Origin of the sequence: Brevibacterium oceani (assembly GCF_017948325.1) — a bacterium.
Classification (GTDB): domain Bacteria; phylum Actinomycetota; class Actinomycetes; order Actinomycetales; family Brevibacteriaceae; genus Brevibacterium; species Brevibacterium oceani.
The window spans coordinates 2,638,910-2,661,526 of sequence record NZ_CP072846.1 but is presented as its reverse complement, the minus strand read 5'-3'; the positions used below and the strand labels follow the sequence as shown (position 1 = coordinate 2,661,526).

The following is a 22,617-nucleotide window of genomic DNA, read 5'->3' as shown; positions in this document are numbered from 1 at the left end:
CGAACGGTGTCTCTCGGTAGACTGATCGCGTGGGAAACATCGAATCTCTGCCAGTGCGTTCGGACCTCGTCGGACTCAAGCCGTACGGGGCGCCGCACCTCGACGTGCCGGTCCAGCTCAACGTCAACGAGAACGCCTATCCGCTGCCCGAAATCGTCGTCGACAGCATGCGCTCCGCAGTCGAGGACCACTATGCCGGTCTCAACCGGTATCCCGACCGCGAGTTCACCGCGCTGCGCGAACACCTCGTGACCTACCTCGACGGCGTCAACGACCGTGCCGGCGACACGGTCGAACTCACCCCCGACATGATCTGGGCCGCCAACGGCTCGAACGAAGTCCTCAGCCACATCGTCCAGGCCTTCGGCGGACCGGGTCGCACCGTGCTCGGCTTTACCCCGTCGTATTCGATGCACCCGCTCATCACCACGGGGACCGGGGCCACCTGGCAGGACTCGGCGCGCAAGGGCGACTTCACCCTCGACGCGGACTCTGTCGCCGCCGAGGTCGCACGCGTCGATCCCGACATCGTCTTCCTCTGCACCCCGAACAACCCGACCGGCACTTCGATCGGCCTCGACGTCATCGAAGCCGCCTACGACAACTGCTCGGGCATCGTCATCGTCGATGAGGCGTATGCGGAGTTCTCCCGACCCGCGAAGTCATCGGCAATGACCCTGCTGGCAGGCCATCCGCGCCTCGTCGTCTCCCGCACCATGAGCAAGGCCTTCGCCTGCGCGGGTCTGCGACTGGGCTACGCGATCGCCGCCCCCGAACTCATCGACGTCCTCCGCCTCGTCCGCCTGCCGTATCACCTCTCCGAGATCACGCAGGTCCTCGCGTGCACCGCACTCGAACACGCCGAGGTGCTGCTGGGCAACGTCGACCGACTCATCGACTCCCGCAACCGGATGTCCGCCCACCTCGCCGAGGTGGGATTCCGCGTCCATGACAGCGATTCGAACTTCGTCCTCTTCGGCAACATCTCCTCCCCGGCCGAGCTGTGGCAGAAGCTGCTCGACCGCGGAGTGCTCATCCGTGACATCGGCATCGACGGACACGCCCGCGTCAATGCCGGCACCGAGGAAGAGACCGAGGCGTTCCTGCGCACGATCGACGACATCCTCGCCGAGGACCCGAGCATTCTCTTACAGCAGCCGGATTCCGCGACCGCCGCCTCGGCGACAACGTCGACCCCAACGACCGCCCCAAACCCGGCGACCCCGACCCCGTCATCAGCCGCCCCGACGAAAGGCACTCCATGAGGCAGGCCCAGAACTCGCGCACGACCTCCGAATCCACGGTGTCCGTGTCCGTCGACCTCGACGGAACCGGTGCCTCGACGATCTCCACGAGCGTGCCGTTCTTCGACCATATGCTCACCGCCCTGTCGAAGCACTCGATGATCGACCTCGACGTCACCGCCACCGGTGACACCCACATCGACGTCCACCACACCGTCGAAGACACCTCGATCGTGCTCGGCCAGACCCTCAAGGAGGCCCTCGGCGACAAGGTCGGCATCCGCCGCTACGGCTTCGCCGCCGTCCCGCTCGACGAGGCCCTGGCCCAGTGCGTCGTCGACGTCTCCGGGCGTCCCTACTTCGTCCACGAAGGCGAACCCGAAGGTCAGCAATACCACCTCATCGGCGGTCACTTCACCGGGTCGATGACCTCACACTCGCTCGAATCCATCGCCTTCCACGGCGGACTGACCGTCCACCTCGACCTCGTCCGCGGCCGCGACCCGCACCACATCGTCGAAGCCCAGTACAAAGCCTTCGCCCGGGCCCTGCGCGAAGCCGTCGAGGAAGACCCCCGCAGCAATTCCGTCCCCAGCACCAAGGGAGTCCTGTGAGCACCACCGTCGTCGTGACCCCCTTCGGGGTCGCCCAGCAGCTGGCCGCCGCCTGCGTGCTGTCGAACATCTCCGGCACCATCGTGCCGATCGGAGAGTTCACCGGCATCGTGCTGAGCAACACCGATGTCGCCTCCGGCAACGAGGCGGCCGCCGCGATCTCGAAGCTCGCCGGCAAACATGAGGTCCTCCTCCTCGTCCGCAGCGAGGAGCAGATCGACGCCGGGCACTACCGCCACGGCACTCGCGAATCCGACGTCCCCGCCGGGCTGGCGCTGAAGAACCTGCCCGACGTGCTCGAGGGCCTCCTGCTCGAGACCGTGTCGGCACACGACGTCGACGGCAGTATCGAGACCAGTTCGATGACGAAGCTGCAGGCCAGCGCCGCAACCATGAGCCCCGGCCGAGCGGCCGTGGCCCGAACAGCTCTGTTGTGGATCATCGTGGCGATCCTCGCGGGACTGGTCACCGCCTTCGGCCTGGCGCTGGGAATCGGCGGCAACACCGTCGCCTGGGTCGTCGCGGTCTTCGGAGCCATCGTCCTCCTCTTCGCCCTGTGGCGGATCTGGTCGGTGCTCGGCAAGGGAGCGAAACGATGACGACAGTCGCTGTCCTCGACTACGGAGCCGGCAACGTCCGCTCGGCCGTGCGCGCGGTTTCCGCCGCGGGCGCCGAGGTGACGCTGACGGCCGATCACGACGTCATCGACGACTCCGACGGACTCCTCGTCCCCGGCGTCGGCGCATTCTCCGCCGTCATGGAGGGATTGCAGAACGTCGGAGGCGTCGACCTCATCCGCAAGCGCCACGAACAGGGTCGACCGCTGTTGGGCATCTGCGTGGGCCTGCAGGTTTTCTTCGCCCGCGGCGAGGAACACGGCGTCAAAACCGAGGGCATCGGTCTGTGGCCGGGTGCCGTCACCGGACTCAACGCCCCCGTCGTCCCGCACATGGGATGGTCGCAGATCAGCGCACCGTCCACCTCGGCGATGTTCGCAGGAATTGAGGACGAACGGTTCTACTTCGTCCACTCCTATGCGGCGACCCAGCCGCCACCCGGCACAATCGTCACCACCGCCCGACACGGTGAGGACTTCGTCGCCGCCGTCGAGGACGGGACCACCTGGGCCGCCCAGTTCCACCCGGAGAAGTCCGCCGGGGCCGGTCAGCGGCTGCTGCGCAACTGGCTCGCGACGTTCTCCGGCTCGACGTCCGCATCCGGCCCTGCGCCCAGCTCCTGACCGAGCACACCGACTACCATTGCCCGAAACCCTGGAACCGTCCGAAAATCCGCCCAAACCCCGTGGGCACCTTCGCAGAAAGGTCACAATGACAGACACCCCGAACAAGCTCGTCCTCCTTCCCGCAGTCGACGTCGCCGACGGCAAGGCCGTCCGCCTCGTCCAGGGTGAAGCCGGCACCGAAACCGACTACGGCTCACCCATCGACGCGGCCCAGGACTTCGAGAATCGGGGCGCCGAATGGATCCACCTCGTCGACCTCGACGCTGCCTTCGGACGCGGCTCGAACTCCGATCTGCTCAACCAGGTCGTCAAGGCCGTGGGCATCAAGGTCGAACTCTCCGGCGGCATCCGTGACACCGAAAGCCTCGAACGGGCACTCGACACCGGTGCCGAACGCGTCAACATCGGCACCGCCGCACTGGAGAACCCCGAATGGACGGCCGAGATGATCGGCCGCTTCGGCGATCAGGTCGCCATCGGCCTCGACGTCCGCGGCACCACCCTGGCCGCCCGCGGCTGGACCCAGGACGGCGGCGACCTCTACGAGGTGCTCAACGCCCTCGAAGCCGCCGGCTGCGCCCGCTACGTCGTCACCGACGTGCGCAAGGACGGCACCCTGCAGGGCCCCAACGTCGAACTGCTCAAGACCCTGGCCGAGAAGACCGAGACCCCGATCGTCGCCTCCGGCGGCGTGTCGAGCCTCGACGATCTGCGTGCCCTGCGCGAACTCGTGCCCTACGGCGTCGACTCCGCGATCGTGGGCAAGGCCCTCTACGCCGGCAAGTTCACCCTCGAAGAAGCCCTCGACGTCGCAGGACGGTGAGCCGGTGAGCACGCACTCACACGGATCCGACGGTGCGCCCGAACAGTCGAGCCATCAGCAGCCCGCGGGCCATCCGAACGGTTCCGACCACTCGCACGGGCCCGACCATTCGCATGGGCCGAGCGACTCGGCCGGGCGGGCCTGGGCCGGGCGCGATCTCAAGCCCAACCCGTTCTCCGGTGACTCCGGACTCGCCGATGCCGGGCTGCTCGAGGCGCTGGCCGAGGTTGCGAAAGCGCCCTTGGACCCGGAGGCCCACCAGAAGGTCGTCACCGCCCTGTCCGGGATCCGGCTCTATGCCCCGATCGTGCCGATGGTCGTCGACCAGGAGGTCGGGGAGAACGGGCTGATGTCCGACAATTCCTCGGAGATGGCGATGGTCCGTCTCCAGGCCGAGGACGGACGTGAGTGCACCCCCGGATTCTCCGGGATACCCCCGCTGACCGCGTGGCACCCCGATGCCCGTCCCGTGCCGATCGAATCCGAGCGGCTTGTGCTCGGCGCGATCGAAGCCGAGTCCCAGCTCGTCGTCCTCGACCCCGGCGCCGAGTCATCGTTCCTGCTGCGCCGACCGGCCATGTTCGCCTTCGTCCAATCCCAGCCATGGACTCCGTCCTGGGCCGACGCCGAGGTGGCTCACCGTCTGCGTGCCATCGCCGAATCCTTCCCCTGGCTGGCCAAGCTGGCGATCAGTCCCGGCAGCAGCTCCAGCGTCCACCTCGGGGGACCGGAGCTCGGAATCACCCTCGGCGTCGAGACCGATGTGGCGCAGGATGACGTCCGCCGGTTCCAAGAGGCTGTGGCCGGAGACGAGGAACTCGTCACGAAGATCGACTCCCTGGCCATCCGCCTCGTTCGATCCTGATCCCGCTGGCACGGCCACGTGCCTGTTCCCGGCCGCGCCGCCTCGACGATGTGCCTTCCCGCGACGGGGGTCCGCGTAGCCTCCTCCCGTCAAGCCGCCTCGGCGAATTCGACCGTTGACGGACACCGGTGTGTCGCAGCGGCACGGCCCCTATGCTTAAGTCCCATGAACGAACTCCGTGACCTCGGCCACCCGACCACGCCCGATGAGAGCTACCTCGACGAGATGGCCCGCCAGACCGAAGTGCGCGCTGCACGGGCAGACGCCTGGGAATCGGAGTTCACCGGCGCCCCGGAGGCCAGCCGGACCGGCATCGCCACAGCCCTGAAGGACGCCGGCGACGAGCTGACGGACCTGCTGCACACCATCCATTCCCTGGCCGAGACCGCCTTCGTCGAATACGACTCCGTCGCGGCGATCGCGCAGGTGCTCGAGCACCACGGCGTCGACGTCGACACGGGACTCTTCGGCGTCGACACCACCCTGCGCGCGACCACCGGCTCCGGGCACGGTCGCACCATTGCGATCCTCGCCGAATACGACGCCCTGCCGGAGATCGGCCACGCGTGCGGGCACAACATCATCGCCACCGCAGGCGTCGGCGCCTTCCTCGCTCTCCACGCCCTCTGGCGGCAGGACCCTGACGCGGTTCCGGGCACCGTCGTGCTGCTCGGCACCCCGGCCGAGGAAGGACACTCGGGCAAGGAGGTCATGGCCCGGGCCGGAGCCTTCGACGGCATCGACGCGGCCATCATGGTCCACGGGTACGGCTATGACTGCGCCGACCAGGTGTGGCTGGGCCGCCGCCTGCTCACCGTCACCTACTCCGGCATCGCCGCCCACGCCTCGGCGCAGCCGTTCATGGGCCGCAACGCCCTGGATGCGGCCAACCTCTTCTACCAGGGGCTCGGCCTGCTGCGGCAGCAGATGCCGCCGATCTCGCGTCTGCACGCGGTCATCAGCGACGGCGGCACCCGACCGTCGATCATCACCGAATCCGCGACCGTGCAGTGCTATGTCCGCTCGAAGTTCCCCGAGACGCTCAAGGAACTCTCCGACCGGGTCGAGGACGCCGCGAAGGGTGCGGCGCTGATGACCGGGACCGGTGTCGACGTCGAATGGGACGAACACCCGCCCTCGCTGCCGGTGCGCACGAACCAGGCGCTGACGGCCCGGTGGGCCGAACACGAGCAGAACCGGGGACGTTCCCCGCTGCCCGGCGGCGTCCTCGACGAGTCGATCGCCGCCTCCACGGACTTCGGCAACGTGTCCTACCGGATCCCCGGCATCCACCCGCTCATCAAGACCGCCGACGCCGAGGTGGCCCTGCACACCCGTGAGTTCGCCGAGGCTGCGAAGACTCCCGCAGCCGAATCCGCTGCCGTCGACGCGGCATACGGGCTGGCCTGCACGGCCCTGGACTTCCTCATCGATGATGCCCTCGCCGCCGAGGTGACCGAGGAGTTCACCCGCGACGGGGGAGCCATCGACGTCGCACACTTCTTCGACTGAACTCGACCCTCCAGCCCTCGCCACCGACCAGAAGGACTGCTCATGTCAACGACGACCACAGGAAAGGTCGGCATCGGCCAACGCATGCTCGACGGAATCGAACGGGTCGGCAACAAGCTGCCTGAACCGTTCACCCTCTTCCTCGGACTCTTCCTCCTCACCGGAGCGATCTCGACGGCCATGGCACTCGCCGACGTCTCGGTGTCGATTCCCGGCAGCGACGAGACCGTCGCCATCAAGGGACTCTTCACCGGTGAGGGCCTGTCGTGGTTGACAACGACGATGGGGGACAACTACATCGGGTTCCCGCCGCTGGCCACCGTGCTGCCGATACTCCTGGCCGTCGGTGTGGCCGAGAAGTCGGGCATGCTCGCCGCGGCCGTGCGCATCGCCTTCGGATCGAGCCCGCCATGGCTGCTGCCCTATGCTGTCGGATTCGTCGGCGTCGTCGGTTCGATCATGGCCGATTCGGCGTTCATCATCATCCCGCCGCTGGCCGCGCTCGTGTTCAAGGCGGCAGGACGGCATCCGATGGCCGGACTCATCGGCGGATTCGCCGCCACCGGAGCCGGCTATTCGACATCGATCGTGCCCACCAGCCTCGACGCGCTGTTCGCGGGCATCACCACCTCGGTGATGGACACCCTGCCGGGAACCGAATACGCAGCGGTCAACCCGGTGTCGAACTACTACTTCAATATCGCGGCCTCGATCGTGCTCGCGCTCATCGCGGGCTTCATCATCGATAAGCTCATCGAGCCGAACATGATCCGCAAGGGAGTCCCGCGCGAGTATGCGAACGTCGGTGGGAAGGGCCTGGCCAAGGAGTATCAGGCCAAGGACAGCCCGTATAGCGACCAGCAGGCGGCTGCCGACCGGCGGGGTGCGGCGGATGAGACGGCAGCCGACCGGCGCGGTGTCACCTCGGAGGAGTCAGGGTCCGAAGAGTCCACAGACGAGGAGATCCAGGCCCACCTCGAACCCGAGGAGAAGAAGGGCCTGATCTGGTCGATCGTCGCGGCACTCCTGCTCACCGCGGTGCTCCTCTTCGCCTTCCTCATCCCGAACTCGCCGTGGCGCAACGACGACGGCGGATTCCTCCCGGAGTCGCCGCTGCTGTCGTCGATCGTGTTCATCGTCTTCGCGTACTTCATGCTCATGGGCGTTGTCTACGGCTTCGTCGTGCGCACCGTGCGCTCGATGAACGACCTGGTGAGGATGATGAGTCAATCGATCATCGACATGATGTCCTTCCTCATCCTCGCGTTCATCCTCGGCCAGTTCATCGCCCTGTTCAACTGGACGGGAATCGGTTCGTGGATCGCCGTCGCCGGTGCCGACGGGCTCGAGAGCATCGGCCTGACCGGGTTCGCCGCTGTCATCGGCTTCATGCTGCTGGCCAGCCTGCTCAACCTCTTCATCGTCTCCGGTTCGTCGATGTGGACGCTCATGGCCGCGGTGTTCGTGCCGCTGTTCGCGATCCTCGGCTACGAACCGGCATTCATCCAGGCCGGATTCCGCGTCGGCGACTCGGCCACCCAGGTCATCACCCCGCTCAATCCGTACATGATCGTCCTCCTCGGCCTCGTCCGCCGGTACGAACCGAACGCGGGGCTGGGCACGATCATCTCCCGCATGTTCCCGTTCGTCATTCCGTTCTGGCTGGCCTGGGCGGCGCTGCTGGCGATCTGGTTCTTCTTCGATCTGCCGCTGGGTCCCGGCAACGGAATCTTCCTCAAGTAAACGGAATCATCCTCAAGTAGGGGAGCGGTCGAGCCGCTCTCACTGCTCAGAGCATCTGTCGCACGCCGTCGCGCCAATCGGTCGTCGGGACGGAGCCGGCCAGCGTGCCCGGCTCGATGACGCAGGGTTCGTACCAGATGGGTCCGAGCTGGCCCACCTCGTACATCGAGCGGTCGAACAGTCCGATGGTGCGGATGACCCAGTGAGGCAGCGCCAGCGGCCGCTTCGCCCGGGAGCCGAGTTCGGAGTGCGTGAACTCGGCGATCTCGGACAGAGTCGGATTCGACGAGGGGGCGATCAGCAGCCGGTGCGTCCCCGCGGCGACATCGGCCAGCAGTTCGGCCGCCCGGATCATCGCGGCGGCGAGGTCGGCGATGACCGTGATCCCGTGGGCGACATCGGCGCGAGCGGGAAGAAAGGCTCGCCGTCCGTGCGCGATCGGTTCCGTGATGCACATCCTCACCACCGAGGTCTTCGGCTCCGCCGTCCTACCGAGCAGATCCCCAGCGATGACGCTCGCCGAGGTGGCCGGATGCGCCGCACGCGCCTCGAGGAGGCGCTGACGGATCCGTCCCTTGTCCTCGACGGGCGCGAAGGGGGAGTCCTCGGTGATCGGCCGGTTGAGTCCGGCGAAAGCATAGACGGATTCGGGGAAGACGACGGGGATGTCGAGCTTGGCGGCGGTATCGAGGACTGCGGCGTCGAGTGCCGGAAGGACCCGTTCCCAGACCCGGCTGTCATAGGCCGCGTGAGCGCAGGCGAAGATCACGTCGGCCCCGCGGGCGGCCTCGATGAGCTGTTCGCGATCACTTGCGTCGGCCTTGAGGCGAGTGGGCGCGGCGACTGTCGTGGTCGCGGCTGCGCCGCCCTCCGTCGGTGTCGAGTGTGAGTGCGCAGCCGCGGGTACGCCGCCGGAGCGGGTGGCGATCCGGACCGTGGTCCCGGCGTGGGTGAGTTGAGTGGCGATCTCTGCGCCGATCTGTCCGTTTCCGATGATGAGTGCAGTGGTCATGGCGTTCAGTCCTTCTCATGAAGAGTTCCCGATTGAATGTCCGAGAGCAGTGCTCTCTCAATCGAGCGTAGAGTGGTCAGCCGCAGAAAACAAGAGCGGTGCTCACTTTTGTTATTGACGCTCTCGGATCGTAAGGTGAAGTCATGACCGAGACGACTCCGCGGCAGCGCGCGCGGCTTGAGACGGAAGCGCAGATCACGCAGATCGGCAATCGGATGATCGACGAGGACGGTGTCGCCGGCCTGTCTCTGCGGGCGATCGCCCGCGAGCTCGGCGTCGTCTCGAGTGCGGTCTACCGGTATGTGAAGAGCCGTGACGAACTGCTGACGATCCTCATCCGCGACGCCTTCACGCAGATCGCCGACGCGGTCGATGCAGGCCTCGAGGAGGAGCGGTCCGTCCAGACCCTGGCATTGAGCATGCTCGACTGGTCGCGGCGGTTCCCCAGCCGCTGGGCACTCATCTACGGAACTCCGGTGCCCGACTACGAGGCGCCCAGGCAAGAGACCGTTGTCCCGGGAACGCGAGTGATGGTGGCGCTGACGCAGCTCATTGCGACATCGGCGAAGACAGCTCGCGGGGGAGAGGTGCGGAGCGCGGGCTCGCGTTCAGCGTCGAGCTCGGCGGCGAAGGCTGGGACCGGATCGGCCGATGCGACGAGCACCGCTCGCGCGCTCGGTCCGCTTCGGGATGGCCTGAACGAACTCGGCATCGAGTGCGATGACGCGGTGATCCTGCGGACGCTGAGCGTCTGGGTCGCGATCATCGGAGCGATCAACAGTCTGCGCTTCGGGCAGTTCGGCCCGGGCTTCGACGACCATGAAGACGATCTCGTCAGGGCGCTCATCGCCGACCTCGGATTCTGAGGAGGACGCACTGGCACCTCATCCCGCGCAGGCTGCGAAAGGGGTGTGTCCAGCGCGCTGTGCAACAGCGCTCGTCCTCGGCGCAATACGAAGGCGGCTCCCGATGTGAAGTCGGGAGCCACCTCGGCGATTGGAGATATGACTGCGGCCCCCGATCGATGATCGAGGGCCGCAGTCGAACCTGTTGGAGGGGGAGTTGGCTCAGCGGACGGGGCCGGTGAACTTCTCTCCGGGGCCCTGGCCGGGCTCGTCCGGGAATTCCGAGGCCTCGCGGAAGGCCAGCTGCAGGCTGCGCAGGCCATCGCGCAGCGGGCGTGCGTGGTGGTCGCCGATCACCGTGGCCGCGCCGGTGACGAAGCCGGCGAGTGCGGTGATGAGTTTGCGGGCCTCGTCGAGGTCCTTGAGGTCGGCGCCCCGACCTTCGGGGGTGTCCTCGGCCAGGCCGCACTTGATGGCGGCGGCGGACATGAGATGGACGGCGCTGGAGGTGATGACCTCGACGGCGGGCACCTCGGCGATGTCGCGCGTGACGTCGGCCATCGCCTCGGCGGGAACGGAATCTTCAGAACTCATGCCATAAGCTTGACATAGAAATCAACGCACCGATCACGCAGGGGCCTCGATGTGCGAAGAGTCATGAAGCGTAGTACACTGAATGCTGGTGCGAAGCGGAGTCTGACTCCCACCTTGATCGCGAAGAGCGATCGGGTCCAGAGATCTGCCTGAAGGATCACTATCCGGAGGGATCACAGATCGAGGTGTATTCACTGAATCGGTACGGTCCATCGTACTGCTCGTGTGTGCAGGCTCCCTTGGCATATGTGTCAACGGGAGCCTTTTTCGTTGTCACGACCACATTTGAGCAAAAGGAGTGAACACATCAGCGAGACGCGCATCAATGACCGGATTCGGGTTCCCGAGGTCCGGTTGGTCGGACCCAATGGTGAACAGGTCGGTATCGTTGCCATTCGCAAGGCACTCGATCTCGCCCGCGAGGCAGATCTCGATCTCGTCGAGGTAGCACCGCAGGCGAAGCCACCCGTAGCCAAGCTCATGGACTACGGAAAGTTCAAGTACGAATCGGCCCAGAAAGCCAGGGAAGCCCGGAAGAACCAGGCGAACACTGCGCTCAAGGAGATCCGCTTCCGTCTCAAGATCGACGAACACGATTATGAGACGAAGAAGGGCCATGTCACCCGCTTCCTCGAAGGCGGCGACAAGGTCAAGGTCATGATCATGTTCCGCGGCCGTGAGCAGTCCCGCCCCGAGATGGGCATCAAGCTGCTCAACCGCTTGGCCGAAGATGTGTCGGAACTCGGCACCGTCGAATCCTCCCCGCGGGTCGACGGACGCAACATGGTGATGGTCATCGCCCCACTCAAGTCAAAGTCTGACGCCAAGGCGGAAGCTCGGAAGGCATCGGCTGGTGCCAAGGGCAAGTCCGCCGAGGTGAAATCCCGTCGCGATCGGGTCGCTGCTGAGAAGAGTGCAGGCGACTCGGACGCGTAAGAAGTAAGTAACGTCGCGTTCCAGGCCGCTTTCGGCCTGTGCGCGGAAAGTAGTTGCCAGCGGTTGATGCCGGCAACGAATTGCAAAGGAGAACGGCACTATGCCGAAGCAGAAGACGAACAGCAGCGCCAAGAAGCGCATGCGCGTGACTGGCAGTGGCAAGATCATGCGTGAAGGCGTGAACAACCAGCACAAGTTCGAGGGCAAGTCCTCGGCTCGTAAGCGCCGCGTGTCCACCGACCAGGTCCTGACCGGCGGAGATCGCAAGATGGCCCGCAAGCTTCTGGTCAAGCTCAAGGGCAGGTGAGACCCCTTACGGGTCTTCTCGTCCTGGACATCGTCCAGGGCAACCCGGATACGATCCGGGACTTCCCAAGATTGCCGACCATCGGCTCCCACAGCTTTCACCAGAGACCGGCACTGCCGGCAGATTGAGAATTTTCAAAGGAGTAACACGTGGCACGTGTGAAGAGAGCGGTCAACGCTCACAAGAAGCGCCGGGTCATCCTCGACCGGGCAAGCGGCTACCGCGGACAGCGCTCGCGCCTGTACCGCAAGGCCAAGGAACAGGTCATCCACTCGCTGGTCTACAGCTACCGTGACCGCCGCGCCCGCAAGGGTGACTTCCGTCGCCTGTGGATCCAGCGCATCAACGCCGGAGCCCGCGCGAACGGCATGACCTACAACCGTTTCATCCAGGGCCTCAAGGCCGCTGGCGTCGAGGTTGACCGTCGTATGCTCGCTGAGCTCGCCGTCAACGACTCGGCCACCTTCGCGCACCTGGTCAAGGTCGCCAAGGACGCTCTTCCTGCTGACGTCAACGCAGCGAAGACCGACGCCGCCTGAGCGACGTCACCCTGATATTCGGTCACCACGGTGACTGCCGACGGCCCCGAACTGACATGGTTCGGGGCCGTCGAGTCTGTTCGGACTCTTCCCGTCTTTCGCTCCCTCCCGGCCTTCCACTGCCTCTCTCGACTCTTAGGACCACGCACGCATGAAGCTCCCAGACGTCATCTCCTCACCGCAGTCGAAGCGGATCAAGAACGCCGCGAAGCTGCTCAAACGGCGCGACCGCAAGGCCACGGGGCAGTTCCTCGTCGAAGGGCCCCAAGCCGTGCGTGAGGCACTGGCTCATTCGGGTTCGGTCGTCGAGCTCTTCATCACCGAGGAGGCTGCTGAGGAGCATCCCGAGTTCATGGCCTCGGCCAAGCACGGGCGTCTCCAGTGCAGCATCGTCACCCCCGAGGTGCTCACCGAACTCGCGACAACCGTCAACTCCCAGGGCGTCGTCGCCGTGTGCAAGACCCTCGACGTGGAGCTGACGTCAGTGGTGAACAAGGAAGCGCAGCTCATCGTCGTCCTCTCCCAAGTCCGTGACCCCGGCAATGCGGGCACGATCATCCGCCTGGCCGACGCCGCCGGTGCCGATGCCGTCGTGCTCACCTCGTCATCGGTGGACGTCTACAACGACAAGGTGGTTCGCTCGACCGTTGGATCGCTCTTCCACATCCCCGTTGTCACCGGAGTCGGACTCTCCGAGGTGACCGAACTCGCCCGTGCCCGTGGCCTCCAGGTGCTCGCCGCCGATGCGAACGACGAGGCTCACGACCTTCACCACCCGTGGGACACGGGCCTCGACCTGACCGCACGCACCGCGTGGGTCTTCGGCAACGAGGCCTGGGGGATGAGCGCCGACGACCTTGAACTCTGCGATTCGTCAGTTGCCGTGCCGATCTACGGTTCGGCCGAGAGCCTCAACCTCGGCACCGCCGCCGGCGTGTGCATCTACGAAAGTGCGCGCAATCAGCGGATGTGAGGGTGGGGTCTCGTTGTGCACACAGGTTGAGTTGCTGCGGGGCCGTCGTCTCCGGCTTCTTCCGTTCACTTATCACTGCGGCCGAAGAACGCGCCACCAACGACGTGTTCTTCACCCGGACGGGTAAGTGAGCTCCGTTCCTGCCGGCAATTCGACAAACAGGTGCCGGCATAGAGCATCCGACTTCGTCTGGCGCGACGGTATCGGCCGGTCGGACTCCTTCTGACGATGGTCATCGGCCCACGAATCCGGGTCCTGTGCGCACGAGTGGCTGGTTGTCCACAGGCCGGATTCTTACCATTGCCACAGAGACCTGTACCTGACCATGCTGAGGGTATGCACGTATGTGTCTCCGCTGCGCAACTCAGGACCGCCGGCTGGTCGACGTATCAGATCAGCCAGGCGCTCAAATGTTGTCTGAACAAGGTGCGCCGAGGCGTCTATGTGGTCACCGCAGAGTGTTCTCTGCCGGACCACGAGTTCACTGCTGCCCTGGCTTCTGCCGAAGGCGTTTGGCTTCCTCACGAAACGTCGGGCATGCGTAAGCAGGCTGAGGAACTGAGCATCAAGGCGCGCTCTTATGTGGGGCGGCTGCCACCGGGTGCCGTGCTCTCACACCGGAGTGCGCTCATTGCCCACGGACTGCCCATACCGTACTTCGACCGCTGCGATCCGCTCACCGTCGAGGCCGTCCACCCGGGTCGGGGGAGCAGGCGGACGAACCTCTTCGTCCGGTACAGAGATCTGGACCCAAGTGCCGTCATCGTGCTGGACGACTGTTCTGTGACTACGGTTGAACAGACCCTACTCGATGTCTCCCGTGACTATCCGCTCGCATTCGCCGTTGCCGTCGTTGATGCGGCAATTCGGAAGTCTCTGGTGACGGCTGAGTCTTTCCGTACCTATTGCGAGGCGCATCCTGTGCGGACGCGTCAGCGCAGAATCGCGGCGGTCATCGACAATATCGACGAGCGGCGGGAGTCCATCGGCGAGTCGATCTGCGCCGTGAGATTCGTCGAGCACTCGATTTCAGGATTCGAACCGCAGGTGACCATCCTCGATGAACGAGGAAACTTCGTCGCGCGCACCGACTTCGCCAATGAGTCGGTTAAAACCATCGCGGAGTTCGACGGAGCGGGCAAGTATTACCTCGATACCACCGATCCGAAAATCGCGTTCGAACATGAGCGGCAACGCGAGTACCAGCTCCGCAACCTCGGCTATACCGTTTTCCGGATCAAATGGGCGGACCTCTTCGCCGCCGATCTGTTCCTCCGCATCAAAGCGACAATAGCGAATCGGCGGAACGAACAGGCATGAAAGTGTGTGGGAGCGGCAGTGCGCCGTGCCTCACTTACCACTCAGCTCGAAAAGCATGTCGCCCACGACGCACTCTTCGACCCAACCGATAGGTGAGCCGCAACTCAGAGCAACCTTCAAACGCGGGCCAAGGCGTAGCGGAGACCGTCGAATTCGTACACGCCAGGAACGGTGATGATCGCGCAACGGCAGGTACGGTCAGCGCAATCGCTCACGTGGCAATCGGGACGATCGAGCTGGGCGCGGTATCGGTGGTCAGCTTTGCGCGGCCGCCTTCGCGGTCTGCTCGTTGGCGACGAGTTCCCAGATGTAGCCGTCGAGGTCGGCGAAGTAACCCATGTACGAACCATCGACATCCTGACCAGGATCGGCTGATCCGCTGGCGGCGACCGCACGGTCGAGCACCTCGTCGATCTCGGAGCGCGTGGCGAACGCGCAGGAGATGATGCTCGCGCTCGGAACAGGGTGTTTGGAACCGGGCTGACCGGAGAGTTCGAGGTACTGTCCGTACTCGTCTGCGGCGATGAAGAAGATCGACAGGTTGGGCAGTTCGAAGGCGACGATGCCGTCCTCAACACCGTCTGTCGTCAGGCCGAGGCCGTCGGCATAGAAGGTCGCTGTGGACTGAGGATCAGCGACGGGCAATGACAGGATCGTTGTCAGTGGCTTCATTTCTGCAGTCTAGTTACCGGAGACGAGCCGCGGGAAGAGCGGCGACGTACTTCCGCGCCGGCTGCGTCACAGGCACCCGATACGGTAGGCAGATGACGACCGAAGCCCCGCGCCCTCCGAAGATCTCACTGAACAGCCTTGCGACGGGCTACCTCGGCGATATCGGTCCAGAGGAACTCCTCGAGGGGATGGAGTTCACCGACCTTGACCTCGCCGAGGTGGACGCCACCCAAACGACGTTCCTCGACTGTCTATTGACGAACCTCAACTTCGGCGATGCCGCAGCACCGATCGACCTCACCGGTGCCCGGTTGTCCGGAACGAGGATCAGCGACAGCCGCGCAGATACCTGGAACATGACCCGGGCAAATATTCTGCACACCGAGATCACCGGGAGCCGCCTCGGTGCCGGTGTCGTCTATGACAGCGAATGGGAGAAGGTGCTCATCGCCGACTGTCGGATCTCGTACCTCAACCTGCGCGGATCGAAGCTCACCGACGTGGAGTTCCGCGACTGCAAGATCGACGAGATCGACCTCGACCGAGCCAAGGTCAGCCGCGTCTCTTTCCCCGGCAGCACCGTCGGCGCATTCCAATGCGAGGGCGCAACGCTGGGCAACGTCGATCTGCGCGGCCTGCAGCCGCACAAGCTCTCGGGAATACACTCGCTTCGGGGAGCGACCATCGACGACACTCAGCTCATGCTCTTCGCAGAACTCTTCGCGAGCGAGCTCGGGATTACGGTGGAGTGACCTGAGGCCATCAGGTCGCCGACCCCGCAACTTCACCAACCCACAAACCTCACCGCGACCCCAACTCGTCAATGAGCACCCGCTTGTTCTCCGAGTAGTCGACGGGGACGACCACGACGTGCACGCCCCCGGCCGAGAACGCCGACTCCAGCGCATCGCTGATGTCGTCAACGTTCTCCACCCGGTGCCCCGAAGCCCCGTACGCCTCCGCGTATTTGACGAAGTCAGGGTTGTTGAACGTCATCCCGAAGTCAGGCATGCCGTCGGACTCCTGCTTCCAGCGGATCATGCCGAAGGCATTGTCCTCGAGGATGAGTACGACGAGGTCCAACCCCAGCCGTACCGCCGTCTCCATCTCCTGACTGTTCATCATGAACCCGCCGTCACCGACGACCGCCATCACCCGACGCTCCGGATACGTCAGCTTCGCTCCGATCGCCGAGGGCAGCCCGGCGCCCATCGTCGCCAGGGCATTGTCGAGCAGCAGAGTGTTCGCCCGGGTGGTGCGGTAGTTGCGGGCGAACCAGATCTTGTACATCCCGTTGTCCAGCGCGACGAACCCGTCGACGGGCATGACATCGCGAACCTCCTGGACGATCCGCTGGGGGATGAACCGATCCTCATCGGCCCCCTCGTGGATCCTGATGAGGATGTCATCACGCATCGGCAGGAGCGCCTCGGCGGTGGGCACGGGACCACCGAGCACCTCGGCGAGCGTGTCCAAGGACGGACCCAGATCACCGATGACCTCGAACTGCGGGAAATACACCTGCTCGACCACGGCGGCACGGTAGCCGATATGGACGACGGTCGGTCCGTGCTCGTCCATCGTGAACGGCGGCTTCTCCGTCGTATCGTGACCGATGGTGACGATGACATCGGCGGAATCGATTGCGTCGTGAACGTAGTCACCGGCCGTCAGCGCCGCCGTGCCCATGTAGAGATCCGAGGCGCCGGTCACCGACCCCTTGCCCATCTGCGTGGTGACATAGGGGATGCGCATCCCGGCGACGAATCGCGAGAGATGATCGGTGCAGTCGGCCCGGGAGGCATCAGCGCCGAGCATGAGCAGCGGCCGCTTCGCCTCACGGATGACGTTCGCGGCATTCGCGATCGCCGTCTCCCCGGCGACGGGCCGAGAATTGGTGTGCGGTTCGATGAGCTCGAACCCGTCGACCGGCAGCCCCGCGATATCCTCGGGCAGTTCGAGATGGACAGGTCCGGGACGCTCGGCCTGAGCGACGCGGAAGGCCTCCCTGACCATCGTCGGAATCATCGCCGCCGAGGTGATCTGCTTGCTCACCTTCGTCAGCGGGTCCATCGTCGCCACCGTATTCACCATCTGGAACGCCGCCTGCTCGGCCGTGCGGATGCCCTTCTGACCGGTGATCATGATCACCGGCATCCCGCCGAGGTGGGCGTATGCAGCCCCGGTCGCGAGGTTGAGTGCCCCCGGCCCGAGCGTCGTCAGACACACTCCCGGCTTGCCCGTCAGCCGCCCATACGTGGCGGCCATGAACGCGGCGGCCTGCTCGTGGCGGGTGAGGATGAGTTCGATCGAGGAGTCCCGCAGAGAGTCGACGAAGTCGAGATTCTCCTCACCGGGAATGCCGAAGATGCGCTCGACGCCTTCGTTCTCCAGAGCACGGACCATGACATCGGATGCACGCTGTGTCGTCATGGTCCCGACCCTACGCTTTTCCCGATTCGATCCCTATGACCCACCCCACACCACCAGCACCGAGGCGGCTTACCCACCCAGCGGACCTGCCCGACCGCGGGGCCACCTCGGCGGGGGAGCCGACCCCACCCACCCAGCGGACACCGCCCCGACCGCCGGGACCGGAGACGATAGACTGAAACCGAAGAGAAATGACGTCCCATCGACACGGACAAAAGGACATTGATGACAGACCAACTCGACCCCTTGGACGAGTCGGCCGTGAAGCAGGCCGTCGACGCGGCCCTGCAAGCATTCGCGGACGCACGCACCCTCGACGACCTCAAGCAGGCGAAGATCGACCACACCGGTGACAAAGCCCCGCTGGCGCTCGCCAACCGGGCCATCGGTTCACTCGACAAGGCCGACAAGGCCGCCGCCGGCAAGATCGTTGGCAAGTCCAGGGGGCAGGTCAAGCAGGCCCACGACGCCCGCCTGGCAGAACTCGAGGCAGAACGCGACGCCGCGGTCCTCATCGAAGAGGCCATCGACGTTACCCTGCCCACCGATCGGCGCCACCTCGGCGCTCGCCACCCGCTGTCGCTCATCCAGGAACAGGCGGCGGATTACTTCATCGGCCTCGGCTGGGAGGTCGCCGAAGGACCCGAGATCGAGTCCGAGTGGCTGAACTTCGATGCGCTCAACTTCGGGCCCGACCACCCGGCCCGGCAGATGCAGGACACGTTCTTCGTCGACCCTGCCGAGGCGGGACTGGTGCTGCGTACTCACACCTCGCCCGTGCAGTCGCGGTCCCTGCTCGAACGCGGAGTTCCGCTCTACGTCGTGTGCCCGGGCAAGACCTTCCGCACCGATGAGCTCGACGCCACGCACACCCCGGTCTTCCACCAGATCGAAGGCATCGCCATCGACAAGGGCCTGACCATGGCGAACCTGCAGGGCACCCTCGACGGCTTCGCCCGTGAGATGTTCGGCCCGGAGTCGAAGACCCGCCTGCGCCCGAGCTTCTTCCCGTTCACCGAACCGAGCGCGGAGATGGATTTCTGGTTCCCCAACAAGGTCGGCGGACCCGGTTGGATCGAATGGGGCGGCTGCGGCATGGTCCACCCCAACGTGCTGCGCGCCGCCGGCATCGACCCCGAGGTCTACCAGGGCTTCGCGTTCGGCATGGGCATCGAACGCACCCTGATGCTGCGCGAGGGAATCAACGATATGCATGACATGGTCGAAGGCGATGTGCGCTTCTCGGCCCGTTTCGGAATGAAGGCTTGATATGCGCGTCCCACTGAACTGGCTGGCCGACTATGTCGATCTCCCAGCCGAGACAGACCCCCATGCCCTTGCGGCCGAATTCGCCGCGATCGGACTCGAGGAAGAGGACTTCTTCGGCCCCGAGATCACCGGACCCCTCGTCGTCGGCCGGGTCCTCGACCTGGTCAAGGAAGAGCACTCGAACGGCAAGACCGTCAACTGGTGCCGCGTCGACGTCGGACCCGAACACAACGAGGCCCAGGACGATCCGAAGGACCCGCAGCCCGGTCCCGAGGTGCCCAGCCGCGGGATCATCTGCGGTGCGCATAACTTCGTGCCCGGCGACCTCATCGTCGCCTGCCTGCCCGGAGCCGTCCTGCCCGGCGACTTCGCCATCGCCGCGCGCAAGACCTACGGACACAAGTCCGACGGCATGATCTGCTCGGCCAAGGAGCTCGGCCTCGGCGAGGACCACTCCGGCATCATCGTCCTGTCCGACCTCGGGCTGACCGGTGAACCCGGCGATGACGCGATCGCCCTGCTCGGCCTCGACCAGGTCACCCTCGACGTCAACGTCACCCCCGACCGCGGTTACCAGCTGTCGATGCGCGGAATCGCCCGCGAGTACGCACAGATGAAGGGGCAAGCCTTCACCGATATCGGCAGCCCCGCCGTTGCCCCGGTGAACGCTCCGACGACTGATGGGTTCCCCGTCGTCATCGACGATGCGAACCCCATCAATGAGGTGGCCGGTTGTGACCGTTTCACCGCGCTCCGGGTCACCGGGCTCAACCCGGAGGCGAAGACTCCGTTCTGGATGCAGCGTCGCCTGCAGCAGGCGGGTATGCGCCCGATCAGCCTGACCGTCGACGTGACGAACTTTGTCATGCTCGAACTCGGCCAGCCGCTGCACGCCTATGACTCCGCGCTGCTCGGCGACGAGATCGTCGTCCGCCGTGCCACCGCGAGGGAGAAGTTCACGACGCTTGATGACGTCGAGCGCAAGCTTGATCCCGAAGACCTGCTCATCACCGACCGCGGTGCTGACGGTGCGGGTTCCGACGGCACGGGCGGGAAGATCATCGGTCTGGCCGGTGTCATGGGTGGTGCCGCTGTCGAGGTGCACTCGGGCACCACCGACGTCGTCATCGAGGCCGCTCACTTCGACCCGATCTCGATCGCCCGGACCTCGCGTCGCCACAAGCTGTCCTCGGAGGCCTCGCGTCGATTCGAACGTGGAGTCGACCCGAAGCTCGGACCTGTGGCGGCCCGTCGTTGTGCGGACCTGCTCGTCGAACTCGGCGGCGGCACGCTCAGCCCTGCGACCACGCAGATCGGCGACGCTCCTGAGCCGACCGTCATCGAACTGTCGGTTGAGCGCATCGGCAACCTCGTCGGGGTCGAGTACACGACCGCCGAGGCCACCGGGCTGCTCGAGGGCATCGGCGCGACCATTGAGGTCGTCGGCAAGGACCGACTGGCCGTGACCGTGCCCAGCTGGCGCACGGACATCACCGACGACGTCGACCTCATCGAGGAAGTCGCCCGCACCGGCGGCTACGGACGCATCCCATCGATCCAGCCCGCGGCACGCCCCGGCAACGGACTGACGATCGCGCAGAAGACGCGTCGTCGGATCTCGAACCTGCTCGCCGCCGACGGCTTCACCGAGGTGCTGTCCTACCCGTTCACGAGCACGAAGCGCGACGATCAGCTGCGGCTTGAGGCCGACGATGTGCGACGTGAGCACGTTCGCTTGGCCAACCCGATGTCCGAAGACCTGCCGCTCATGCGCACGAACCTGCTATCGACACTCGTCGACCTCGTGGTGCGCAACCTCGGCCGCGGGGCCAAGGACGTCGCGCTCTTCGAGGCGGGACTCGTGTCCACGTCGGCAGGTCTGCCCGAGGGACCAGGACCGCGGCACCTGCCCGGATATCACCCCACCGAGGCGGAGCTTGAGAAGATCTACGCCTCCGTGCCGGCCCAGCCCTACCACTATGCGGGCATCATCGCCGGCAATGCGGAGCTGGCCGGAGTCTGGGGCAAAGGTCGTAAGGCCGAGGCCACCGACGTCATTGACACCGTGCGCCGGATCGCTGCGGTCAATGGGCTCGAGGTCACCGTCGAGTCCGACCAGATCGCTCCATGGCATCCGGGTCGGGCCGCGAAGTTCGTCCTCGCCGACGGTCAGGTGCTCGGTCACGCGGGTGAGCTGCACCCGAAGGTGTGCGAGAACCTCGGCCTGCCCGCCAGGACCGTCGCCTTCGAGATCGACCTCGACGCACTCCTGGCACAGGAGGACCTGCGAGCCTGGGACGGTGCCCTGTCGACCTACCCGGTGTCCCGTCAGGACGTCGCGCTCATCGTCGATGCGGATCTGCCGACGCAGACGCTGGCGGCGACCTTGCGTGAGGGTGCGGGCGAGGAGCTCGAGCTGCTCGAGACCTTCGACCTCTACACCGGCGACCAGCTGCCCGAGGGCAAGAAGTCGCTGGCGTTCCGCCTGACGTTCCGCGCCCAGGACCGCACGCTCAAGGCCGATGAGGCCTCGGCGATGCGTGAAGCGGCCACGAAATTGGCCGCCGAGCGTCACGGCGCCGAAGTCCGCAGCTGAGAAGAGTGCGTCACAGAGCCCGGTTGACCGCTACAGTGGTTCGACCGGGCTCTGCCGTACCTGGACCGTTGGCCACCGCGCCAAGGACGCCCGACCACTCGACCCCGAGCACCCGTCCCACACACCACGACACCTGACCATACGTACCCGCCCACCATCGAGGAGCTGTGACCATGTCAGAGAAGCTGCCCTACGGAACCACCCTGCCCACAGGCGACGCCGCATCCGAAGCGACTGCGGTCCCGGCCGAGACGATCGCCGTCATCACCGGCGGTGCCCGCGGCATCGGCCGGCACCTCGCCGAAGCGTTCGCAAAGGCCGGGTATCACGTGGTCGTCACGGCCACCTCGGCGGAGAAGGCCGAGACCGCGGCGGCGGAGATCCTGGACGCCACCGGGGGAGCGATCACGGGAGCCGGACTGCGTACCGACGATATCGATTCTGTGAAGGCTTTCCGCGACGTCGTCATTGGACTCGAATCCGAGACCGGTTGTCGCCTGCAGGTGCTCGTCAACAATGCGGGACGTATCGAAACGACCGAAGGTCCGCTGTGGGATGCTGACCCCGAAGCTATCAAGGGTGTCGTCGATGCCAACGTCCTTGGTGTCGCACTCATGGTGAACACGTTCGCTCCGGGGCTCATGGACGCCGCCGAGGCGACCGGTCGTCCTAGTCGCATCATCGACCTCAACTCGGGGTCGGGGGCGCAGGGCACTCCGGCGTATGCGGTGTATTCGGCGTCGAAGGCCTCACTGTTCCGTCTCGCTGATTCGGTCGTGCACTTCGGACATGAGAAGGGACTGCGGATCTTCGAGATGGCACCCGGTGTCGTCGAGACGGCGATGACGAAGTCGATGCCTGTCCACGATTTCCGCACCGGCGACGACTGGACTTCGCCCGCACAGGTCACCGACCTGGCGCTGGCGTTGGCCTCGGGAACGCTGGACACATTCACCGGGCGATACGTCCGTGCTGGTGCGGATTCGGAAGAGTCCCTGATCGCCGAGGCAGCCGCCGGTCTGTCGGATTCGTCCCGTCGACTCGTGCTCGGCTGAGCGCTCAGCAGTAGTCGACGAT

22 protein-coding genes are annotated in these 22,617 nt (G+C 65.4%); 18 read left to right on the top strand and 4 right to left on the bottom strand.

What is annotated here, in order from left to right; genetic code table 11:
• The first annotated feature begins 29 nt into the window (after positions 1 to 29).
• From J9314_RS11825 to J9314_RS11790, 8 genes are all read left to right on the top strand, one after another.
• Positions 30 to 1,265: a histidinol-phosphate transaminase gene (locus J9314_RS11825; protein ID WP_210602599.1), complete on the top strand. Its 1,236-nt coding sequence runs from the start codon at positions 30 to 32 to the stop codon at positions 1,263 to 1,265.
• A complete protein-coding gene (hisB, locus tag J9314_RS11820; RefSeq protein WP_210602598.1) occupies positions 1,262 to 1,858 on the top strand; it encodes an imidazoleglycerol-phosphate dehydratase HisB in 597 nt (198 codons plus the stop codon). The genes J9314_RS11825 and hisB overlap by 4 nt, the downstream gene beginning before the upstream one ends.
• Positions 1,855 to 2,457, top strand: coding sequence for a hypothetical protein (locus J9314_RS11815; protein WP_210602597.1), 603 nt, complete (start codon positions 1,855 to 1,857; stop codon positions 2,455 to 2,457). Before hisB ends, J9314_RS11815 begins: the two co-directional genes overlap by 4 nt.
• A complete protein-coding gene (hisH, locus tag J9314_RS11810) occupies positions 2,454 to 3,098 on the top strand; it encodes an imidazole glycerol phosphate synthase subunit HisH (RefSeq protein ID WP_210602596.1) in 645 nt (214 codons plus the stop codon). Before J9314_RS11815 ends, hisH begins: the two co-directional genes overlap by 4 nt.
• Before the next feature lie 88 nt (positions 3,099 to 3,186).
• Positions 3,187 to 3,924 carry a bifunctional 1-(5-phosphoribosyl)-5-((5-phosphoribosylamino)methylideneamino)imidazole-4-carboxamide isomerase/phosphoribosylanthranilate isomerase PriA gene (priA, locus tag J9314_RS11805; protein ID WP_210602595.1) on the top strand — a complete coding sequence of 246 codons (738 nt, stop codon included), beginning with the start codon at positions 3,187 to 3,189 and terminating at the stop codon, positions 3,922 to 3,924.
• Positions 3,925 to 3,928: 4 nt separating this feature from the next.
• On the top strand, positions 3,929 to 4,789 hold the full coding sequence (locus tag J9314_RS11800; protein WP_210602594.1) for an SseB family protein: 861 nt from the start codon (positions 3,929 to 3,931) through the stop codon (positions 4,787 to 4,789).
• Positions 4,790 to 4,954: 165 nt separating this feature from the next.
• Complete coding sequence (locus tag J9314_RS11795) at positions 4,955 to 6,301, top strand: M20 family metallopeptidase (protein ID WP_210602593.1); 1,347 nt, start codon at positions 4,955 to 4,957, stop codon at positions 6,299 to 6,301.
• A gap of 42 nt (positions 6,302 to 6,343) precedes the next feature.
• Entirely contained in the window at positions 6,344 to 8,044 is a 1,701-nt protein-coding gene (locus J9314_RS11790; RefSeq protein ID WP_210602592.1) for an AbgT family transporter, read from the top strand.
• Between the two features lie 46 nt (positions 8,045 to 8,090).
• Here J9314_RS11790 and J9314_RS11785 read toward each other — a convergent pair whose 3' ends face one another.
• Entirely contained in the window at positions 8,091 to 9,056 is a 966-nt protein-coding gene (locus tag J9314_RS11785; protein ID WP_210602591.1) for an NAD-dependent epimerase/dehydratase family protein, read from the bottom strand.
• Between the two features lie 143 nt (positions 9,057 to 9,199).
• On the opposite strand from J9314_RS11785, the gene J9314_RS11780 reads away from it, so the two are divergent.
• The gene (locus J9314_RS11780; protein ID WP_210602590.1) at positions 9,200 to 9,922 is read left to right on the top strand and encodes a TetR/AcrR family transcriptional regulator; all 723 of its coding nucleotides are present in this window, start codon (positions 9,200 to 9,202) and stop codon (positions 9,920 to 9,922) included.
• Between the two features lie 201 nt (positions 9,923 to 10,123).
• Here the strand turns inward: J9314_RS11780 and J9314_RS11775 are convergent, their stop codons facing one another.
• Entirely contained in the window at positions 10,124 to 10,495 is a 372-nt protein-coding gene (locus tag J9314_RS11775; protein ID WP_181275751.1) for a DUF1844 domain-containing protein, read from the bottom strand.
• 285 nt (positions 10,496 to 10,780) lie between these two features.
• On the opposite strand from J9314_RS11775, the gene infC reads away from it, so the two are divergent.
• The 5 genes from infC to J9314_RS11750 all read left to right on the top strand — a co-directional run bounded on the left by infC (position 10,781) and on the right by J9314_RS11750 (position 14,570).
• The gene (gene infC, locus J9314_RS11770) at positions 10,781 to 11,431 is read left to right on the top strand and encodes a translation initiation factor IF-3 (protein ID WP_246490355.1); all 651 of its coding nucleotides are present in this window, start codon (positions 10,781 to 10,783) and stop codon (positions 11,429 to 11,431) included.
• A 100-nt stretch (positions 11,432 to 11,531) separates the two neighbouring features.
• Positions 11,532 to 11,738, top strand: coding sequence for a 50S ribosomal protein L35 (gene rpmI / locus J9314_RS11765; protein ID WP_181275749.1), 207 nt, complete (start codon positions 11,532 to 11,534; stop codon positions 11,736 to 11,738).
• A 149-nt stretch (positions 11,739 to 11,887) separates the two neighbouring features.
• Entirely contained in the window at positions 11,888 to 12,277 is a 390-nt protein-coding gene (rplT, locus tag J9314_RS11760) for a 50S ribosomal protein L20 (protein WP_166972574.1), read from the top strand.
• A gap of 151 nt (positions 12,278 to 12,428) precedes the next feature.
• Complete coding sequence (locus tag J9314_RS11755; RefSeq protein ID WP_210602588.1) at positions 12,429 to 13,250, top strand: TrmH family RNA methyltransferase; 822 nt, start codon at positions 12,429 to 12,431, stop codon at positions 13,248 to 13,250.
• A 336-nt stretch (positions 13,251 to 13,586) separates the two neighbouring features.
• Positions 13,587 to 14,570 (top strand): hypothetical protein, encoded by a 984-nt coding sequence (locus J9314_RS11750; protein WP_210602587.1) that lies wholly within the window; start codon positions 13,587 to 13,589, stop codon positions 14,568 to 14,570.
• 255 nt (positions 14,571 to 14,825) lie between these two features.
• Here J9314_RS11750 and J9314_RS11745 read toward each other — a convergent pair whose 3' ends face one another.
• The gene (locus tag J9314_RS11745; RefSeq protein WP_210602586.1) at positions 14,826 to 15,242 is read right to left on the bottom strand and encodes a VOC family protein; all 417 of its coding nucleotides are present in this window, start codon (positions 15,240 to 15,242) and stop codon (positions 14,826 to 14,828) included.
• A gap of 92 nt (positions 15,243 to 15,334) precedes the next feature.
• Here J9314_RS11745 and J9314_RS11740 point away from each other — a divergent pair, with 92 nt between their 5' ends.
• Complete coding sequence (locus J9314_RS11740) at positions 15,335 to 15,994, top strand: pentapeptide repeat-containing protein (protein ID WP_210602585.1); 660 nt, start codon at positions 15,335 to 15,337, stop codon at positions 15,992 to 15,994.
• A 49-nt stretch (positions 15,995 to 16,043) separates the two neighbouring features.
• Here J9314_RS11740 and J9314_RS11735 read toward each other — a convergent pair whose 3' ends face one another.
• Positions 16,044 to 17,675 carry an acetolactate synthase large subunit gene (locus J9314_RS11735; protein ID WP_210602584.1) on the bottom strand — a complete coding sequence of 544 codons (1,632 nt, stop codon included), beginning with the start codon at positions 17,673 to 17,675 and terminating at the stop codon, positions 16,044 to 16,046.
• Positions 17,676 to 17,900: 225 nt separating this feature from the next.
• On the opposite strand from J9314_RS11735, the gene pheS reads away from it, so the two are divergent.
• The 3 genes from pheS to J9314_RS11720 all read left to right on the top strand — a co-directional run bounded on the left by pheS (position 17,901) and on the right by J9314_RS11720 (position 22,595).
• Complete coding sequence (gene pheS / locus J9314_RS11730; protein WP_210602583.1) at positions 17,901 to 18,944, top strand: phenylalanine--tRNA ligase subunit alpha; 1,044 nt, start codon at positions 17,901 to 17,903, stop codon at positions 18,942 to 18,944.
• A 1-nt stretch (position 18,945) separates the two neighbouring features.
• Entirely contained in the window at positions 18,946 to 21,540 is a 2,595-nt protein-coding gene (pheT, locus tag J9314_RS11725) for a phenylalanine--tRNA ligase subunit beta (protein ID WP_210602582.1), read from the top strand.
• Between the two features lie 173 nt (positions 21,541 to 21,713).
• A complete protein-coding gene (locus J9314_RS11720; RefSeq protein ID WP_210602581.1) occupies positions 21,714 to 22,595 on the top strand; it encodes an SDR family NAD(P)-dependent oxidoreductase in 882 nt (293 codons plus the stop codon).
• The last annotated feature ends 22 nt before the right edge of the window (positions 22,596 to 22,617 follow it).